Annotated in this window: 18 protein-coding genes; 10 read left to right on the forward strand and 8 right to left on the reverse strand. The window is 71.9% G+C overall.

The window, feature by feature from the left end; all coding sequences use genetic code 11:
• Positions 1-36 precede the first annotated feature (36 nt).
• Positions 37-1,209, reverse strand: coding sequence for a thiolase family protein (locus tag HNR20_RS13670; protein WP_184179735.1), 1,173 nt, complete (start codon positions 1,207-1,209; stop codon positions 37-39).
• A gap of 118 nt (positions 1,210-1,327) precedes the next feature.
• Between HNR20_RS13670 and HNR20_RS13675 the strand changes: the two genes are divergently transcribed.
• Positions 1,328-1,756 (forward strand): PH domain-containing protein, encoded by a 429-nt coding sequence (locus tag HNR20_RS13675; RefSeq protein WP_184179739.1) that lies wholly within the window; start codon positions 1,328-1,330, stop codon positions 1,754-1,756.
• Between the two features lie 4 nt (positions 1,757-1,760).
• Here HNR20_RS13675 and HNR20_RS13680 read toward each other — a convergent pair whose 3' ends face one another.
• Together HNR20_RS13680 and HNR20_RS13685 are read right to left on the reverse strand one after the other, a co-directional pair.
• The gene (locus tag HNR20_RS13680) at positions 1,761-2,672 is read right to left on the reverse strand and encodes a rhomboid family intramembrane serine protease (RefSeq protein ID WP_184179741.1); all 912 of its coding nucleotides are present in this window, start codon (positions 2,670-2,672) and stop codon (positions 1,761-1,763) included.
• A 100-nt stretch (positions 2,673-2,772) separates the two neighbouring features.
• Positions 2,773-3,303: a peptidylprolyl isomerase gene (locus tag HNR20_RS13685; RefSeq protein WP_184179744.1), complete on the reverse strand. Its 531-nt coding sequence runs from the start codon at positions 3,301-3,303 to the stop codon at positions 2,773-2,775.
• 84 nt (positions 3,304-3,387) lie between these two features.
• Here HNR20_RS13685 and HNR20_RS13690 point away from each other — a divergent pair, with 84 nt between their 5' ends.
• Positions 3,388-4,164 carry a hypothetical protein gene (locus tag HNR20_RS13690; RefSeq protein ID WP_184179746.1) on the forward strand — a complete coding sequence of 259 codons (777 nt, stop codon included), beginning with the start codon at positions 3,388-3,390 and terminating at the stop codon, positions 4,162-4,164.
• A 93-nt stretch (positions 4,165-4,257) separates the two neighbouring features.
• Here HNR20_RS13690 and corA read toward each other — a convergent pair whose 3' ends face one another.
• The 4 genes from corA to HNR20_RS13710 form a co-directional block, all read right to left on the reverse strand.
• The gene (gene corA / locus HNR20_RS13695) at positions 4,258-5,406 is read right to left on the reverse strand and encodes a magnesium/cobalt transporter CorA (RefSeq protein ID WP_184179749.1); all 1,149 of its coding nucleotides are present in this window, start codon (positions 5,404-5,406) and stop codon (positions 4,258-4,260) included.
• A gap of 318 nt (positions 5,407-5,724) precedes the next feature.
• Complete coding sequence (locus HNR20_RS13700; RefSeq protein ID WP_184179752.1) at positions 5,725-6,819, reverse strand: aminotransferase-like domain-containing protein; 1,095 nt, start codon at positions 6,817-6,819, stop codon at positions 5,725-5,727.
• Positions 6,820-6,925: 106 nt separating this feature from the next.
• Positions 6,926-7,384 (reverse strand): ester cyclase, encoded by a 459-nt coding sequence (locus HNR20_RS13705; RefSeq protein ID WP_184179755.1) that lies wholly within the window; start codon positions 7,382-7,384, stop codon positions 6,926-6,928.
• Between the two features lie 103 nt (positions 7,385-7,487).
• Positions 7,488-7,883, reverse strand: a complete 396-nt coding sequence (locus tag HNR20_RS13710) for a CBS domain-containing protein (protein ID WP_184179758.1) — start codon at positions 7,881-7,883, stop codon at positions 7,488-7,490.
• A 112-nt stretch (positions 7,884-7,995) separates the two neighbouring features.
• Here HNR20_RS13710 and HNR20_RS13715 point away from each other — a divergent pair, with 112 nt between their 5' ends.
• From HNR20_RS13715 to HNR20_RS13730, 4 genes are all read left to right on the forward strand, one after another.
• Positions 7,996-8,814, forward strand: a complete 819-nt coding sequence (locus tag HNR20_RS13715) for a hypothetical protein (RefSeq protein WP_229687036.1) — start codon at positions 7,996-7,998, stop codon at positions 8,812-8,814.
• Between the two features lie 79 nt (positions 8,815-8,893).
• Positions 8,894-9,625 (forward strand): phosphocholine cytidylyltransferase family protein, encoded by a 732-nt coding sequence (locus HNR20_RS13720; RefSeq protein ID WP_184179761.1) that lies wholly within the window; start codon positions 8,894-8,896, stop codon positions 9,623-9,625.
• Positions 9,613-10,680, forward strand: coding sequence for an iron-containing alcohol dehydrogenase family protein (locus tag HNR20_RS13725; RefSeq protein WP_184179764.1), 1,068 nt, complete (start codon positions 9,613-9,615; stop codon positions 10,678-10,680). Before HNR20_RS13720 ends, HNR20_RS13725 begins: the two co-directional genes overlap by 13 nt.
• A complete protein-coding gene (locus HNR20_RS13730; RefSeq protein WP_184179767.1) occupies positions 10,655-11,377 on the forward strand; it encodes a CDP-alcohol phosphatidyltransferase family protein in 723 nt (240 codons plus the stop codon). The genes HNR20_RS13725 and HNR20_RS13730 overlap by 26 nt, the downstream gene beginning before the upstream one ends.
• Before the next feature lie 632 nt (positions 11,378-12,009).
• Here the strand turns inward: HNR20_RS13730 and HNR20_RS13735 are convergent.
• Positions 12,010-13,278: a glycosyltransferase gene (locus HNR20_RS13735; protein WP_184179770.1), complete on the reverse strand. Its 1,269-nt coding sequence runs from the start codon at positions 13,276-13,278 to the stop codon at positions 12,010-12,012.
• 80 nt (positions 13,279-13,358) lie between these two features.
• On the opposite strand from HNR20_RS13735, the gene HNR20_RS13740 reads away from it, so the two are divergent.
• From HNR20_RS13740 to HNR20_RS13755, 4 genes are all read left to right on the forward strand, one after another.
• Entirely contained in the window at positions 13,359-14,219 is an 861-nt protein-coding gene (locus HNR20_RS13740) for an Fpg/Nei family DNA glycosylase (protein WP_184179772.1), read from the forward strand.
• Positions 14,220-14,483: 264 nt separating this feature from the next.
• Complete coding sequence (locus HNR20_RS13745) at positions 14,484-16,055, forward strand: sugar transferase (protein WP_184188433.1); 1,572 nt, start codon at positions 14,484-14,486, stop codon at positions 16,053-16,055.
• A 39-nt stretch (positions 16,056-16,094) separates the two neighbouring features.
• Entirely contained in the window at positions 16,095-17,321 is a 1,227-nt protein-coding gene (locus tag HNR20_RS13750; protein ID WP_184179775.1) for a sensor histidine kinase, read from the forward strand.
• Between the two features lie 43 nt (positions 17,322-17,364).
• Positions 17,365-18,126, forward strand: a complete 762-nt coding sequence (locus HNR20_RS13755; RefSeq protein ID WP_184179778.1) for a LytR/AlgR family response regulator transcription factor — start codon at positions 17,365-17,367, stop codon at positions 18,124-18,126.
• Positions 18,127-18,171: the final 45 nt, after the last annotated feature.

Below are 18,171 nucleotides of genomic sequence, written 5' to 3' on the forward strand. Positions count from 1 at the left end.
TCACCGCGCCGGGCCATACGTTTTCCGGCTGGGGCGTCAGACCAGCTCGACGATGGTGGCGTTGGCCATGCCGCCGCCCTCGCACATGGTCTGCAGGCCGTAGCGGATCCCGTTGTCCCGCATGTGCTGGAGCATGGTTGTCATGATCCGGGCACCGGAGCCGCCGAGCGGATGACCGATGGAGATCGCCCCACCGCGCGGGTTGAGCCGCTCCGGGTCCGCCTCGGTCTCCGCCAGCCAGGCCAGCGGCACCGGGGCGAACGCCTCGTTGACCTCGTACACCCCGATCTCCTCGATGCCCAGCCCCGCGCGGCGCAGCGCCTTCGCGGTGGCCGGGATGGGCGCGGTGAGCATGGTGACCGGGTCGTCGGCGGCGACCACGGCGGTGTGGATCCGGGCAAGCGGCCGCAGGCCGTGCCGGCTGGCCCACTCGGAGGTGGTCACCGCGAGGGCCGCGGCGCCGTCGGAGATCTGGGACGCGGACCCGGCGGTCACCACACCGTCGACGCGGAACGGGGTGGTCAGCTCGCCGAGCTTGTCGAGCGACGAGTCGCGTCGGATGCCCTCGTCGGCGAAGAACTTGCCACCGTCGGCGAGCGGCACCGGCGCCAGCTCCGGATCGAACGCGCCGGCGTCCTGCGCGGCGGCCGCCTTCTCGTGGCTGGCCAGCGCGAACTCGTCGAGCTGGGTACGCGAGAGGCGCCACCGCTGGGCGATCAGCTCGGCCCCGACCCCCTGGCTGAACGGCAGCGGCGCGTCGTCGTCGAAACCCTCGACACCCCGGTAGCGGGCGCGCAACTGCTCGCTGAACGGCAGGCGGCCGGCCGCACCGGAGCCCAACGGCACCTGGGTCATCGACTCCACGCCGCCGGCGACCACCAGGTCGGCCTGGCCGGAGAGCACCGTCGCGGCGGCGAAGTGCAGTGCCTGCTGGCTGGAGCCGCACTGCCGGTCCAGGGTGGTGCCGGGCACCGACTCGGGCCAGCCGGCGGCGAGGACGCCGTTGCGGGCGATGTTCCACGACTGCTCGCCGATCTGGGACACGCAGCCCCAGAAGACGTCGTCGACCTGCGCGGGGTCGATCCCGGTGCGCTCGGCGAGGGCGCGCAGCACGTGCGCCGACAGATCGACCGGGTGGACGCTGGCGAGGCTGCCCCTGCGCCGCCCGACCGGGGTGCGTACCGCGCCGACGATGACCGCGTCACTCATGTTTACTCCCCGGTAACTTGGGCTACCCCGATCTTACGTCGTCCGGGGACCGGCCGTCCGACCAGGCGTCGAGGTGCCTGCACCCCCGCCATCCGGCGGTCGCTGGCATGCTGGGCGGGTGGATGAGACCCCTCCCGTGCGGCAGTGGCGGGTGCCGACGAGCCTGCCCGCGGCGAAGCTGGTCGGTGCGGTCCTACTGGTCGCGCTCGGGCTGCTCTTCGCCGACGGCGACCCGGTCCGCCTGGCGCTGGCCGTCCTGGCCGCCGCCGCGCTGGCCGCCTGGGCGGTACGCGACCTGGTCGCGCCGGTCCGGTTGGCGGTGGACGCCGCCGGCCTCACCGTCATCCGCGGGTTCGCGGGCCGACGACGGCTGCCCTGGTCGACGGTCGAGGCGATCGCCGTGGACCGTCGGCCACGGTTGGGGCTGACCAGCGAAACCCTGGAAATCGACGCGGGCGACTCGCTGCACCTGTTCGGCCGGTACGACCTGGGCGCCACCCCGGAGGAGGTGGCCGCCGAAGTGCGCGCCGCCCGCCCGAACCCTTGATCTGTCAGCCGAGCAGGTAGGCGGTTCGGAAGAGGACCAGGGCGAGCAGGACCAGCAGGATGATCGCACCGCCGACGACCTGCACCAACGTGCGCCGACCCCGCGGCGCGTACGCGAGCACCAATGCCATCAGCGCGCCGACCACCAGACCACCAAGGTGCCCGGGGATCGAGATGCCCGGCACGGCCAGCGTGAACACCAGGTTGATCACCAGGATCGGAATGATCTGGGAGATGTCCCGGCCCATCTTGCGCTCGATGATGAGCAGCGCGGCGAAGAGCCCGAAGATCGCGGTGGACGCGCCGGCGGTGGTCGCGTTCTGGGCGCTGAACAGGTAGGCCGCCACGTTGCCGCCAAAACCCGCGATCAGGTAGAGCGCGGCGAAACGCACCCGCCCGAGGTTGGCCTCCAGCGACCGGCCGAGCACCCACAGGGCCCACATGTTGAGCAGCAGGTGAATCACGCCGTAGTGCAGAAACATCGCGGTGACCAGCCGGTACCACTGGCCCTCGGCGATCCCTCCGAGCGTGCCGTCGGGAAGGACCGCCAGCCCGAGCACCGACCCCCAGTTGGTCAGCGGCGTACTGCCGCCCATCAGGCCGCCGAAGCCAGAGCCACCCACCGCTGCGTCCCCACCCCGGTCGGAGGCGATGGAGAGCAGCATGAGCAGCAGATTCAGAGCTATCAGCGCCTTCGTGACGTAGCCCTGCCGGCCGGCGGTACCGCCACCGAAGGCGGTACGCGCCGGCCGGACACTGCGACGTCCCTCGTTGACGCACTCCGGGCACTGGTGCCCGACGGACGCCTCCCGCATGCAGTCCGGGCAGATCGGCCGGTCGCAGCGGGTGCACCGCACGTAGGTCTCCCGACCGGGGTGCCGGTAGCAGACCGGGGCGGTCGGCGGAGACTCGCTCACCGGGCCGACCCTCCGTCCACCGCCGCGCGATCCACCGGCGCCGGCCGGTGCGGTGCTCCGGAGCGCTCAATCATGCGAGCAAAGGTACCTCGCCGGTCGGTCAGGCAGCAGACCGCTCGATCTCGACCCGCTCGATGACGACGTCCTGGAGCGGACGGTCGCTCGGGCCGGTCGGGGTGTTCGCGATCGAGTCGACGATCTTCACCGACTCCTCGTCGGCAACCTGGCCGAAGATCGTGTGCCGGTTGTTGAGGTGCGGCGTCGGGGACACGGTGATGAAGAACTGCGAACCGTTGGTGCCCGGTCCGGCGTTCGCCATCGCCAGCAGGTAGGGCCGGTCGAACCGCAGCTCCGGGTGGAACTCATCGGCGAACTTGTAGCCCGGCCCGCCCCGACCGGTGCCGGTCGGGTCGCCCATCTGGACCATGAAGCCGCTGATGACGCGGTGCGAGATGGTGCCGTCGTAGTACGGACCACTGCCCGGCTGACCCGTGCGCGGGTCGGTGTACTCCCGGTTGCCCTCGGCCAGGTCGACGAAGTTACGGACGGTCTTCGGCGCGTGGTTGGGGAAGAGCTCCAGCCGGATCGGGCCAGCGTTGGTGTGCAGGGTGGCGTAGACAGCCTCGGCCACGGGTACTCCTCACTCGATGGTCAGTTCCATGCGGATCCTCCCATGTGCCCGATCTGGCATCGCGGAGGCATCCGAAGGTGGAGGATGACGAAGGAACAACTCCCAGGAGGTAGGACCGTGTTTGGATTCGGGCGGCGTAAGTCCCAGGGGCAGTTGGCCAAGGCCGAGCTGAACCAGAGCATCAGCCACCTGATGCAGGCAGCCAACCACGCCGCGAAGGGCGCCGGTGCGACCGTCGGTCCGCGGGTCCAGGTGGCCCGGGGCTACGTCGGGCCGGCCGCGGCGAAGGTTCGCGACCAGGCGTCAACCGGCTGGGGGACGACACTCACCACGCTGGCACCGCTGGCCGCGGCGGCCCGTGACGGCGCCGCGCAGGCAGGGCCGCTGACCAGGAAGGCCAAGTCGAAGACCATGCGGATCTCCGGTAAGAAGAAGCAGCCGCGCCGTCGCGGCTCGATGATGACCGGCCTGCTGGCAGCAGGCGTCGTAGCCGGCCTGGCCGGCGCAGTGGCCATGCGCCGCCGCCGAGAGCAGCAGGAGTGGGCCGAGTACGACCCGGCCCGCAGCCTCGATCCGATGCGCGACGAGGTCGACTCGATCGAGGTGCGGACGCCGTCCACCGCCAAGGGAACCGACGGCGCCGCCATGACCGGCGCGGCCGGGATGACCGGTGCCGGCAGTTCGGCGGTGGCCGGCGGCACGAGCGCGAGCACCACCGGCGCGGCCAAGCAGACCGGCATCCGCCCGACCGACAAGGTCCCGTCGGTCGCCGAGGGCGCCACCGACGCCTCCGGTCGGCCGACCGACGACCTCACCAATGCGCTGAGCAAGAACACGGCCCGCACCAACGGCCGCCGCTGACCCGACGACAGCGCGGCGAGCGCCGACGACGTGGGACCACCCCGCTCGTCGGCGCTTCCGCATGCCGGCGCCCCGGGCGCCTCCGCTTCGCGGTCAGAGCCAGCCGTTGCGGCGGAACCAGCGGTAGAGGGCCAGCGAGACGCCGAGCATGAGGGCGAGGGCCACCGGGTAGCCGTACGTCATCTTCAGCTCGGGCATGTTGTCGAAGTTCATGCCCTCGACGCCGGCGATGGAGGTCCAGACCGCCGCGATGGCGGCCCAGGCGGCGATCTTGCGCATGTCGTTGTTCTGGTCGACGGTGACCTGGGCCAACCGCGCCTGCAGGATCGAGTTCAGCAGGTCGTCGTACGAGTTCACCTGCTCCACGGTGCGGCTCAGGTGATCCTGGACGTCCCGGAAGTAGCGCCGGATCTCCTTGGGCACCTCGCGGTTGACCTGGGACGTCAGCGTCATCAGCGGCCGTTGCAACGGCACCACCGCCCGCTTGAACTCCACCAGCTCCCGCTTCATCTGATAGATCCGCTGGATCCGCCCGTGGCCGTTGCGGTCGAAGACCTCGGCCTCCAGCACGTCCAGGTCGTCCTCGATCTGCTCGGCAACCTCCAGGTAGAGGTCGACCACCCGGTCGGTCACCCCGTACGCCACCGCCCACGGGCCCTGGAGCAGCAACTCCTGCTTGGTCTCCAGGTCGGCACGGATCGGGGCGAGCCGGCAGGCATCCCCGTGCCGGACGCTGATCACGAAGTTCGGGCCGATGAAGAGCATCACCTGCCCGGTCTCCACGACCTCGGAGTTCTCGGTCAGCTCGGCGTGCTCGCAGTACCGGGCGGTGCGCAGCACCAGGAAGACGACGTCGCCGAACCGCTCCAGCTTGGGGCGCTGCTCGGCCTTCACCGCGTCCTCGACGGCGAGCTCGTGCAGGCCATAGGTCTCCGCGATGGCGGTCATCTCGGCCAGCTCCGGCTGGTGCAGACCGATCCAGACGAAGCCGTGCTCCTCGCGACGGGCCGCGGCCAGCGCCTCCGCGTAAGTCCAGTCGCCGGGTTGCCGCTTGCCGTCGACGTAGAGCGCGCAGTCGACCACGCCGCTGCGGCCGGTGCCGGAGGGGACTGGCACGGGCGGCGAGCCGTCGGCGTTGAGCATCCGGGTCATCGCCCGGACCGGAGACGGCCACGCCCGAGGACGCAGCACCCGACCGGTGGCAGACGGTGCCGTCCGGTCCCGCTCTGTCCGATCCGTCATCGCGCCACCTCCCACGCTCGGCTGCGGCTTGCAGGCTACGCCGACCGCGGTCGAGAAGACGTGTGACGGCGGTCGCGTGGGCGGCGCCGGGCGGGCCGGGCCGCATCGGGGGGTGCGGGGACGACACGGCCCACCCGGCGCCAGTGGGGGCGGGAGGTTGTGCTGCCGCGTCACCCAGGCCGCGGCCGGCCCGAACGCCGGCGGTGATCTCCGCTACGTCTGACGGGTGACGCTCGCAGCATTGTGGGCCGCCGGCCGCCCGGACGGGAGTCCCGGGACGGCCGGCATCGTCGTTCTGTCGGGAACCCGACAGTTGGCTCAGCTGCGGACAGCCTCGACTGCCTCCGCGAGCCGACGGACGCCCTCGTCGATCCGATCGACGGTCACCGCCGAGAAGGCCAGCCGCAGGGCGTGCCGCCCACCGTCCAGCACGAAGTCGCTGCCCTTGACCACGGCGACCCCGCGCTCCGCCGCCGCCGGGGCGAGCCGGTCGACCAGCACGTCCTCCGGGAACTCCACCCAGAGGAAGTAGCCGCCGTCGGGCTCCACGAACCGGGCCTGCGGCAGGTGCCGGCGCAACGACTCGGCGAGCACCCGGGCCCGTTCGCCCAGCGCCGCGCGCACCGTCTCGATCGAGCGGTCGATGTCGCCGGAGACGCAGAACTGGTGCACGATCGCCTGGGACACCATTCCGGGCGAGATGTAGAGGCTTGTCGCGTTCTTGGCGATGTCGGCGATCAGGTCCGCCGAGCCGACCAGGTACCCGACCCGCACGCCCGGGCAGACGGTCTTGGTGAAGCTCGACGCGTGCACCACCACGTTGCGGGTGTCCAGCGAGAGCATCGACGGAAGCGCCTCGCCGCGGAAGCGGATGTCCGCGTACGGGTCGTCCTCGAAGATGATGAACTCGTACTCGGCAGCAAGATCGAGCAGCTCCCGACGCTTCTCCAGGGAGAGCGTCATGCCGGCCGGGTTCTGGTAGTTCGGGATGACGTGCGCGAGCCGGGGTCGGACCCCGGACTCCAGCAGCTTGCGCAGCTCGGCGGTGTCGAGGCCGTCCGGCTGAACCGAGATGCCGTGCAGCTCACTGCCCATCCGCTGGAGGTTGAGCAGCGTCCGGTCGTACGTCGGGCGTTCCACCACCACCGCGTCGCCCGGACGCACCAGGTGCTCGAAGAGGAACGCGTCGGCCTGGAGTGACCCGTTGGTCACCAGCACCTGGTCGGCCTGGACCCCGTGCTTCTCGGCGATCCACTTTCGCAGCGGACGGTAGCCGACGGAGGTGCCATACGCCGTGACCCCCGCGGGGTCGGCGTCGAAGGCACGGACGGCGGCGGCCTTGAGCCCCTCGACATCGACGATGTCCAGCGAGGGAGCCCCACGGGCAAAGGAGATCAACTGCTCGGCGGTCATGGATGTTGAGCGTACGGGCGGCGGCGGGGGACGCGCGGACGGCACGGCGATGTCCGCATCCTGAGCCACCGGGTCGGGTGACCCAGCTCCACCGGTCGGCGACAGATCAGACCGGAAGGGCGAGCGCGTCGTGGTGCGCAGCCCGGGAAAGTCCCTCCAGCTGCACGCCGAGCGCGTCCAGGAGCTGGCTCCAGTCGAAGTAGGAACGCCAGGCGACGATCCGACCCTTGCGGGCCCGGACCACGTCGGCCACCTCCCAGGTCACCATCCGGCCGGTGGGCGCGACGGTGCCGTACGGCGAATGCAGCGTGCCGGTGTGGGTGCCGGTCAGGCGCAGCTCGACGGCCGCGCCACCACCCGTGCGGACGGCGCCGATCGGATCGACTCGCAGGTCCGGAAAGGCACCGGTCCAGGTGCGCAGGAGCGCGGGCAGCTCGATCGGGCGGACCGTCACCCCCGGCATGGCGTAGAACGCCTCCGGGGCGTAGAGATCCGGTAGACGGGCCACGTCCCGACTCAGGAGCATGGCGTACTGCTGCTCGACCAGGCGCTCCGCGTCACGCATCGGGCCCTCCCTCGCGGGCCACGGCACCTCCGCGCCCGCAAGGGATCCCTACCCGTCTATCCGACCCGGCACACCTGCGCCCGCCGGGAATCCGCCCGCCCGGTCAGGTTGCGACGATGGCGGCCTGGCTCTCCGCCCAAACCCGCATGATGTCCCGCACCGAGATCACCCCGGCCACCTCCCGGCCATCCAGCACCACCAGGTGCCGGAACCCGCCCCGGGCCATCGCGGCGGCAGCCTCGGCCACCGTCCACTCCGGGCCCGCGTAGACCACGTCCCAGGTCAGGTGGTCGCCGGTGCGTTCCACGTCACAGTCGAGGTCAGCGCCGATGGCCTTCAACACGTCGCGTTCGGTCATGATCCCGACCCCCTCGGAATCCGGGTCGATCACGACCGCCGACCCGACACCGCGGGCCGACATCATCCGGGCCGCCTGGCGAAGCGTGTGCTCCGGACCGACGACGAGGACCTGGTTGGACATCGCATCCCGTACCTGCATCACCCATCACTCCTTTGGGACGGCGGCGTTCGGTACGGACATGGTGGTCCGTGGATGTTTCCGGGACAAGAGCCGCATCGCAGTTGCAGCGTGCGCTCGCTACTGTCGGACGGTGTCCACCGAGCCTCTGCGCTGCGCCGGCGCGCTGATCGTCGATCGGCCTGTGCACACCGTCGAGTTGGTGCCGCACCGCATCGCCGGGCTGCTCGCCCCGGCCGTGGACCGGGTCTTCCGCGCCGGCATGCTGGCCGGCCGGGACGGTGGCGGCGCCGAACTGAGCCAGCGGTACGGCGGTACGGCTGCGACCGGCTTCCTGGTGGACCTCCGCACCCGGCTGGCCGCACCGGGTGGCACGGTCGACGGGCCGGGATTCGCGGCGATCACCCGGTACGGCGATCCGCTCGTCAGCCGCCGGGTCGTGGACAAACAGGTGGCGTACGGGATGCTCCACCGCCATCCGAACGGTGGGCTGTCCGCCACCGACCGGGGTGCCGCTTTCCTCACCGAGCTGTACCAGGTGCACGCCGAGGTCACCGAGGAGCTGTGGGCCGGGCAGGACGAGCGGGTGCTGCGGCTGGTGGCGGCGCTCGGCCGGGTGCTGGCGTACGCCCTGGTGCTGGCCGACGAGGAGGGCGACCAGACCGGCACCGCGTTCGCCGCGATGGCGCCCCCGTACGAGCCGGACGGCACCCCGTCGGGCGTGCTACTGCTCAACCGGCTCGGCACACTGCGATACCACCGGGCCGACGCGCACGCCGCCGCCTGGACCGCCGCCGGGCACACCGCGTCGAGCATCGCCGCCCTGCCGCCCGGCCCCGAGCGGGTCGCCATCGAGTTGGAGACCGACCGCCGGGCGGCCGGACCGTACGCCGCGCTCGGCGCGGACGAGCGGCTGACCATGCTCGCCGACCTGGCCGCCCTCCCCGGCTGACCCGGTTGACCGGAGCGGCCCGGCCAACCGGCGCTATCCTCCAGCGGTGACGGGGAGCAGGACTAGGGAGGATGTCGCGATGATCGGAATGGTGCTCGCGGCCGGAGCGGGACGCCGGCTGCGCCCGTACACCGACACCCTGCCCAAGGCGTTGGTGCCGGTGGACGGCGAGACCACGATCCTGGACATCGCGCTGGGCAACCTCGCCGAGGTCGGCCTCACCGACATCGTGATCGTGGTCGGCTACGCCGCGGACGCGGTCCGCGAGCGGCAGGCCGACCTGGAGAAGCGGTACGGGGTCACGCTCACCCTCGTGCACAACGACAAGGCCGAGGAGTGGAACAACGCCTACTCGCTCTGGCTGGCCCGGGAGTACTTCGCACGCGGGGTGCTGCTGGTCAACGGGGACACCGTGCACCCGGTGAGCGTGGAGAAGACCCTCCTCGCCGAGCGCGGGCCGGGCATCCTGCTGGCCGTGGACACGCTCAAGCCGCTGGCCGAGGAGGAGATGAAGACCACCTTCGACGCCGCAGGCCAGCTCACCCGGATCACCAAGATCATGGACCCGGGCGAGGCGTACGGGGAGTACATCGGCGCCACGCTCATCGAGCCACAGATCGCCGACGCCCTCGCCGACGCCTTGGAGGCGACGTGGCGGCGTGACCCGAACCTCTACTACGAGGACGGCTACCAGGAGTTCGCCGACCGGGGCGGGGAGGTGCGGGCGGCGCCGATCGGTGACGTCCCGTGGGTCGAGGTCGACAACCACGCCGACCTGGCCCGCGCGCGGGAGATCGCGTGCCGCTACTAGCTCGGAGCGTACTGACCCCGCTGCACATCGACGTGCGACGCGGGGCGGTCGCCGACCTGGGCGCGATCCTGGCCGATGGGCGGATCTCCGCCGGCGGTGACGTAGCGGTGGTGGTCGGCCCGGGTCAGGGCGCCCAGATCGCGGAGCTGATCCGACCGTCGCTGCGGACGGCGGACGTGTTCACCGTCGTCGGCGGAACCCTGGACGCCGCCGACGACCTCGGCGGCAAGCTCCGCGCCCGGTCATACGACGCGGTGGTCGGCATCGGCGGCGGCAAGACCATCGACGTGGCCAAGTACGCGGCGACCCGCCGAGGCCTTCCGATGGTGTCGGTGGCGACCAGCCTCGCCAACGACGGGATCGCCTCCCCGGTGGCCAGCCTCATCACCGATGGGATCAAGGGCTCCTACGGGGTGCACATCCCGATCGCGGTGATCGTCGACCTGGACTTCGTGGAGAGCGGCCCGGACCGGCACAACCGGGCCGGCATCGGCGATGTGGTCAGCAACATCAGCGCGCTGGCCGACTGGGAGTTGGCCCGCCAGGTACGCGGTGAGCCGGTCGACGGGCTGGCCGCCTCGCTCTCCCGAGCGGGTGCCGAGGCGGTGCTCAACCACCCGGGCGACATGACCGACGACGCGTTCGTCATCGTGCTCGCCGAAGCGCTGATCTCCAGCGGCCTGGCGATGGCGGTCGACGGCACCAGCCGGCCGTGCAGCGGCGGCTGCCACGAGATCATGCACGCCGTCGACTCGCTCTTTCCCGGCACGGCCTCGCACGGCGAGTTGGCGGGCCTGGGGGCGCTGTTCTGCACCTGGCTGCGCGGGGACCTGCGCCGCTTCCGGGAGATGTCGGCCTGCCTGACCCGGCACGGGCTGCCCCGGCTCCCCGCCGAGGTGGCGCTCAGCGACGAACAGTTCGTGGAGGCGGTGCAGTTCGCGCCGCGTACCCGACCGGACCGGTACACGATCCTCGAGCACCTGGCGCTGTCGCCTACCGAGACGCGGGAGCGGCTGGCAGACTACGCCGGTGCAATCCGCGACCAGCTTGGCTGACCCCCGTCCCACCGTCGCCGACTTCCACCGGGTGAACCGGGGCGGCGGCCTGTTCAGCGAGTCGATCAGCCAATGGCTGGGAGCCGTCTTCGCGCTGGTCGCCCAGCGGCTCGGGCTACGCCCGACGGCGCTGACCATCACCAACCTGGTGCTCGGCCTGGCCACCTCGGTCACCGTGGTGGCACTCGCCGGACCGGTCGCCGACGGCGACGTACCCGCCTGGGTGGTCGGCCTGCTCGCCCTGATCGGCTGGCAGGTCGCGTACTCCCTGGACTGCGCCGACGGGCAGCTCGCCCGGGTGACCGGCCAGGGCAGCGCGGCCGGCGCCCGCGTCGACGTGCTCTGCGACGTGGCCGCGCAGATCGCCCTGGTGGCCGCGCTGGCCGCGACCTCCGTGGCACAGGAACCGTCCACCCCGACCTGGCTGGTGGCGACCTTCGCAGGCACCTGGATGGTCAACCTGGTCACCTCGGTGATGCAGGCCGGCCCGAACGCGGCCAGCATGGTCACCTCGACCTCGCTGCCGGTCCGCCTGGTCAAGCTGATCCGCGACTACGGCGCCGTGATCTTCGTGGCCGCCCTGGTGCTGGCCGTGGCCCCCGCGCTGGTCCTCTGGGTGATGGTCGCGTTCACCATCGTCAACGGCGGCTTCCTGCTCGCCAGCATCGCCTTCTCCGCCCGCGCCTCGCTCCGCTGAGCCGACGCCCGCACCCCGCACCGCCGACCGGGCACCCGAGCCCGCCCTGCCGCGCCCGCGCCGCCCCAATGCTCCATCGGTGCACCCCGTACCTCCCCGCTGCCGCCGTCGCAGCGCCCTCGCTGCGCCCTCTCTGCGCCCTCGCTGCACCGTCGCAGCGCCCTCGCAAGATCCGCACCGCCCGATCCGCGGCGCCCTCGCAAGATCGGCACAACATCCCGGATGTTGCTGCTTCCGGCACCCGGGAAGCAGCAACATCGCCGATGTTGTGTGGATCTTGCCGGGCAGATGCGCCGCGCAAGCCCGTACCTGTGCCTGGAGCGACGGCCGCCGCCGCCAACATCGTGCTCGATCCAGGAAATAGGGCCATCCCGCCACCGTAAGACCACTACATCCTGGATCGAGCACGATCTTGGCGGGGCGGCGCGGGGCAGCACGGGGCGGGGCGGCGCGGGGCGGCGCGAGGCGCGGGCCGGGCGCGGGGCGGCGCGAGGCGCGGGCCGGGCGCGGGGCGGCGCGAGGCGCGGGCCGGGCGCGGGGCGGCGCGAGGCGCGGGCCGGGCGCGGGGCGGCGCGAGGCGCGGGCCGGGCGCGGGGCGGCGCGAGGCGCGGGCCGGGCGCGGGGGGGGTGGTTCAGACGTGGTTGGGGGTGCGGGCCACGCCCGCGTAGATGTCGATGAGCTGCTTGGTGACCACGTCGGGGTGGAAGGTGCGCTCGTAGCGGGCGCGGGCGGCCAGAGCCAGCCCGGACGCACCGGAGCGGGCGACTGGCAGGGCGGCCGCGAGCGCGGCCGGCTCCGGGGCGACCACCCAGCCGGCCTCGCCCAGACCGATCCCGGCCGGCATGGCCGGTCCGCCACCCCCGGCGACCGCGGACGCGATCTCGGCGGGCCCGGTGCCGGCCGGTTCGTGCGGGGCATCCGCCCCGACCAGGTACGGGATGCCGCCCAACGCCGTGCCGAGCACCGGCCGGCCGCTCGCCAGCGCCTCGATGATCACGGTCGGCAGCACGTCGTGCCACATGGAGGCGGCGATCACCACCGCGCTCGCCTCGACCGCCGCCCGCACGCCGGCCCGGTCGAGCTGACCGAGGTAGACCACGTCGGGTCGCTCGGCGGCGGCCGCCTCGACGAGCGGGCGCAACTCGCCGTCGCCCGCCACGCGCAACGTGCCCAGCGCGCCCACCGGGTGTCGCCGCCAGGCGTCCAGCAGCAGGTCGACGCCCTTCTCCGGGGAGAGCCGGGCCATGTAGAGGAACCCGTCGCCGAGCGGGGTCGGCCGACCCGGGTCGGGCACCGAGTTCGGCTTCACCACGACCCGTTCGTCCGGAATGCCGTAGTCGCGCAGGTGATCGGCGATGGCCGAGGTGAGTGCGATGTACCGATCCACCGAGCGCCAGGTGCCCCGGTGCACGGCCAGGGTGGTCGCCATCAGCGCGCTCTGCGCCGCCGAGTCGCGGTAGCAGCGGTGCTTGATCGCCGGCACCCCGAGCGCCCGACCCTTGCAGTCCTGACAGATCACGCCGTCCCGGAAGTAGATCCCCGACGAGCAGACCTGCCGGTAGTTGTGCACCGTCTGCACCACCGGCACGCCGTGGCGGTGCGCGGTCCGCACCACCCAGGGCGACAGCAGAGGGTACGGGTTGTGCAGGTGCAGGACGTCCGGTCGATGCTCGGTGAGCAGCCGGCTCAGGTCGTGCTGGGCGCGCGGCGCCCAGATCGGCGAGATCGGCAGCAGCGCCTTCGCCGCCTTCGACATCGACGGGATCTCGTCGGAACTTCGGATGAAGGGCAGCACCTCGACGCCAGCGGCGGTGAGCTGAGCGATCTCCGAGTCGACGATGGTGTTCTCGCCGGAGGGCTGAGCTTCCCGGTACCGGTTGTGCGCCACCACGATTCTCACGGAGCTCGCCTTTCGTTCGCGATTGCGGGACTCGCAAGCTCATTCCTCGCGCTCACCGGAAAGAAGGCTACCGTTGGCTGGTGCCCGAACTACCGGAGGTTGAGGCGCTCGCGGGTTACCTGCGACAGCGCGCGGTGGGGCGGCGTGTCGATCGACTGGAGATCGCCGCGATCAGCGCCCTGAAGACGTACGAACCGGCACCTACCGCAGTCGCCGGTCGGGCCGTGGTCGACGCCAGCCGACACGGCAAGTTCCTCGACGTGCTCTTCGAGGGCGACCTGCACCTGGTGGTGCACCTGGCCCGGGCGGGCTGGCTGCACTACCGGGAGGCGTTCCCGGCCACCACCCCGCTGCGTCCTGGCAAGGGCCCGATCGCGGTGCGCGTACGCCTGGACGACGGCTCCGGCTTCGACCTGACCGAGGCCGGCACCCAGAAGAAGCTGGCCGCGTACCTGGTCACCGACCTGGCGGCGGTGCCCGGAGTGGCCAAGCTGGGCCCGGACGCGCTCGCGGCAGACCTACCCACCTTCGCCGAGCGGCTGCGTAGCCGGCGGGGGCAGGTCAAGGGGGTGCTGACCGATCAGTCGGTGTTGTCCGGGGTGGGCAACGCGTACTCGGACGAGATCTTGCACTTCGCGAAGCTGTCCCCGTTCGCGATCACCGATCGGCTCACCGACGCCCAGATGGCCACCCTGCACGCGGCCACGCGCCAGGTCCTCGGCGACGCCGTGGAGCGGTCCCTGGGTCAGCGGGCCGCGGAGCTGAAGGGCGAGAAGCGCTCCGGGTTGAAGGTGCACGCCCGCACGGGGCTGCCCTGCCCGGTCTGCGGAGACACCGTGCGTGAGGTCTCGTTCGCCGATTCCAGCCTCCAGTACTGCCCAACGTGCCAGACCGGTGGAAAGCCCCTCGCTGACCGACGGTTGTCCCGCCTCGTACGGTGAGTAATTCCACTCGGCGACTACGGAGCGGAATCGGCCCGAGTGAGCGGAAGCTCCGGTCCGCCGCTCTCGCCTCTCGCGCATCCATCGGTATAGTGGCCCGGTCCCCGGCTTCTGAAATGGTGCGGAGCCGGCCAGATCCCGCCGGCACCATCGGTCGCCAATCTCCTTCGGGGCGGCGACCGGTCGGAGCCCGCGTGGGAGACTGGGACGGTGGGCGACCCGGGCCCTCACGCCGAGTGAGCGGCCCGTGTCATGCGGGAGGACATGGGTGAGGTGACGGCAAGCCTCCAGCGCCCGGTAACCAACGAAGGCCGGAGCAATCTCGTGCGGCACGTGGACAGCTTCGAGATCCAGCCGCCGACACCGCCGTCGCACAACGGCGTTCCTCGGTCGGCGTGGACCAGGGCGCGACGTCGTGTCTCCCGCTGGCACCGGCCCTACATTGCGACCCTGCTGCTGCTCGACTTCGCCGCGGCGGCGTTCGCCAGCTGGATCGCGATCCAACTCTTCGACCAGGCGCCGTCCGGCTTCTCCGGCACGCACAAGGACCTCACCTGGTTCCACACCATCTCCTACCTGCTGCTCCCCCTCGGGTGGGTGGTCATCCTCTGGAGCAACCGGGCCTACGACCGGCGTTACCTGGGCCTCGGGCCCGACGAGTTCAAGCGGGTGATCCGGGGCGCGGTGACAGTCACCGCCACCCTCTCCTTCCTCGTCTTCTCCACCAAGACCGCGCCGTCCCGGTGGACGGTGGGCACGGCGCTGCTCGGGGCGCTGCTGCTGATCCTCTGGTGCCGCTTCGTGGCCCGTTGGGCGCTGCACTACATCCGTCGGCGGGCCGGTCAGGCCGCGCACCGGATGGTGCTGGTCGGCACCCTGCCGGAGTGCCTGGAGGTCTACGCGGCGGTCACCCGCAACCCGAACGCCGGGCTGGTGCCCGTCGCCATCCACATCACCGACGGCTACGCGGCGGCCCGGGGAATGCCGACCCCGGTGCCGGTGTACGCCGGGCGGGACGTCCTGGCCCTGGTCCGTGAGGTCGGCGGGGACACCATCGCCGTCTGCGGGTCGGCCAGCGCCGAGCCCGGCGAGCTGCGCCGGCTGGCCTGGCAGCTCGAAGGCTCCGGCGTCGACCTGGTGGTCGCCCCGCAGCTCACCGACATCGCCGGCCCCCGGGTGCACATCCGGCCGATCGAGGGCCTGCCGCTGCTGTACGTCGAGGAGCCGACCCTCTCCGGGCCGGCGCTGCTGGCGAAGAACCTGATGGACCGGGTCGCCGCCGGCCTCGGCCTGCTGCTGCTGATCCCGCTCTTCCTGATCATCGCCGTGGCGATCCAGATCTCCGACCGGGGGCCGGTCTTCTTCCGCCAGCCTCGGGTGGGGCACGAGGGGCGCACGTTCCGGGTGTGGAAGTTCCGGACCATGTACGTCGACGCCGAGGATCGACTGGCCAGCCTGGTCGACCGGAACGAGACCGACGGCATGCTGTTCAAGATGAAGCAGGACCCCCGGGTCTTCCCGGTGGGTGGCTTCCTGCGGGCCTCGTCGCTGGACGAGCTGCCGCAGCTGATCAACGTGCTCTGGGGTGAGATGTCGCTGGTCGGGCCGCGCCCGCTGCCCGCCGACGACGGCGACTTCCTGGGTGACGTGCGCCGTCGACTGCTCGTCCGCCCCGGCATGACCGGCCTGTGGCAGGTTTCCGGCCGCTCCGACCTGTCCTGGGACGAGTCCGTCCGCCTGGACCTCTACTACGTCGACAACTGGTCGTTGGCGTACGACCTCAGCATCCTGTGGCGGACCGTCGGGGTGGTGCTCGCCCGCAAGGGCGCGTACTAGGGGGTTGGCGCGCCGGCCCGCAGCGGCAAGGATCGCTGCGTGGCTGCCAACCTCTCCGCCGTGGTCGGCGTCGTATCACTCGTCACCGCGCTGACCGCTGCCCTGTTGGCGGTCCTGCGGCTCCGGGCCCGCCGTGGCATCGCCACCGCCACCCAGCGGGCCACCTACGAGGTGCTGCACACCGCCGGCCTGGCCGCCGAGCCGCTGCGAGCGGGGCTGAGCGAGGCGGGGGCGGCGAAGGCCGTACGTCATCTGCGGGCCCTGGTGGGCGCGGCCGGGCTGGCGCTCACCGACGCCGACCGGGTGCTGGCCCTCGACGGGCGCGGCACCCACCACGGCGAGCAGTTGCTCGCGGCGGCCCGGCGGACGGTGGACACCGGCCGTTCTACCGTCCTCGGTGAGCAGGAGCTGCACTGCGACCGGGTCGACTGCCCGATCCGGGGGGCGGTGGTCGCGCCACTGCAGGGGGCGGACGGCCGGGTGGTGGGCGCGCTCGTGGCCATCGCCGACAGCCCACCGGCCCCCGGCCTGGTGCAGGCCACCCTGGAGACCGCGCACTGGGCCGGCAACCAGCTCGCCCTGGCCGAGCTGGACTCGTCGCGGGAGCGGTTGGCCCGTGCCGAGGTCCGGGCGTTGCGGGCGCAGATCAGCCCGCACTTCATCTACAACGCGCTGACCGCGATCGGCTCGTTCGTCCGCACCGACCCGGAGCGGGCCCGGGAGCTGATCCTGGAGTTCGCGGAGTTCACGCGGTACTCGTTCCGGGCGCACGGGGAGTTCACCACCCTCGCCGAGGAGCTGCGGTCGATCGACCGCTACCTGACCATCGAACGGGCCAGGTTCGGCGACCGGTTGCAGGTGCGGTTGCAGATCGCCCCGGAGGTGCTGCCGGTGATGCTGCCGTTCCTCTGCCTGCAGCCACTGGTGGAGAACGCCGTCCGCCACGGGTTGTCCCGCAAGCCGGGCACGGGCATGGTGAGCATCGAGGCCCGGGACGCGGGCTCCGAATGCCACATCACGGTGGAGGACGACGGAGTGGGAATGGATCCGACCGCGCTGACCGCCGGCATCGCCGAGCTGGCCCGCGGCACCGGCGACCCGGGTGACGACACGGGCCAGCACGTCGGCCTCTCCAACGTCGACGAGCGGCTGCGGTCGGTCTTCGGGGACCGGTTCGGCCTGGTCGTGGAGACCGGGTTGGGCTCGGGCACGAAGGTGAGCATGCGGATTCCGAAGTTCCACGCTGGCGTACGGGCAGGGTCGTGAGCGAGCGCACCAGGGTGGCCGTGACCGAGCGCGAGGCGGCGCGGTGAACACGACCGGCTTTCTCCGGGTGCTGGCGGTGGACGACGAGCCGCCCGCGCTCGACGAGCTGGCGTACCACCTGCGGGCCGATCCCCGGGTGGCTCGGCTGAACACCGCCGGGGACGCGACCGAGGCGCTGCGACTGCTTCGTGACGGTGACGTGGACGTGGTCTTCCTGGACATCCGGATGCCCGGGCTGGACGGGATGGAGTTGGCCCGGGTGCTGCGGCGGTTCGCCCGACCGCCGGCGATCGTCTTCGTCACCGCGTACGACGACGGCGCGGTGGACGCCTTCGATCTGGGTGCCACCGACTACGTCCGCAAACCGGTCCGCGCCGACCGGCTGGCCGAATCGTTACGCCGGGTGATCGGCTCCCGGGTGGTGCCGTCGCACCCGGCGGCGCTGGCCCGCGCGGAGGAGGACCCGACCATCCCGATCGAGTTGGCTGGCACCACCCGGATGCTGCCCCGCTCGGCGGTGCGGTGGGTGGAGGCGCAGGGCGACTATGCCCGGTTGCACACCGCGGAGGGGTCACACCTGGTGCGGGTCTCGCTGGCCACGCTGGCGGAGCGGTGGGCCGATGCCGGCTTCGTCCGGGTGCACCGGTCGTACCTGGTGCAGTTGAAGTTGATAGCGGAGCTGCGACTGGTCAACTCCGGCTATGTGGTGGTGATCGACGGCACCGAGCTGCCGGTGAGCCGGCGCCACACCCGGGAGCTGAAGGACAAGCTGGTCCGGGCCGCGAAGCAGGACTGGAGTCGCTGAGTCGGGAATGGGACGACCACCGCCGTACGTTGTACGCTAGGCCGT

The organism is Micromonospora parathelypteridis (genome assembly GCF_014201145.1).
Classification (GTDB): Bacteria; Actinomycetota; Actinomycetes; order Mycobacteriales; family Micromonosporaceae; genus Micromonospora; species Micromonospora parathelypteridis.

Bases quoted from the DNA above. Each gene is read 5' to 3' on its own strand.
- corA (WP_184179749.1), bottom strand. From the start codon at position 5,406: ATGACGGATCGGACAGAGCGGGACCGGACGGCACCGTCTGCCACCGGT.
- HNR20_RS13720 (WP_184179761.1), top strand. From the start codon at position 8,894: ATGATCGGAATGGTGCTCGCGGCCGGAGCGGGACGCCGGCTGCGCCCG.
- HNR20_RS13705 (WP_184179755.1), bottom strand. From the start codon at position 7,384: ATGCGTGACGCGGAGCGCCTGGTCGAGCAGCAGTACGCCATGCTCCTG.
- HNR20_RS13745 (WP_184188433.1), top strand. From the start codon at position 14,484: ATGGGTGAGGTGACGGCAAGCCTCCAGCGCCCGGTAACCAACGAAGGC.
- HNR20_RS13670 (WP_184179735.1), bottom strand. From the start codon at position 1,209: ATGAGTGACGCGGTCATCGTCGGCGCGGTACGCACCCCGGTCGGGCGG.
- HNR20_RS13700 (WP_184179752.1), bottom strand. From the start codon at position 6,819: ATGACCGCCGAGCAGTTGATCTCCTTTGCCCGTGGGGCTCCCTCGCTG.
- HNR20_RS13690 (WP_184179746.1), top strand. From the start codon at position 3,388: ATGACGAAGGAACAACTCCCAGGAGGTAGGACCGTGTTTGGATTCGGG.
- HNR20_RS13710 (WP_184179758.1), bottom strand. From the start codon at position 7,883: ATGCAGGTACGGGATGCGATGTCCAACCAGGTCCTCGTCGTCGGTCCG.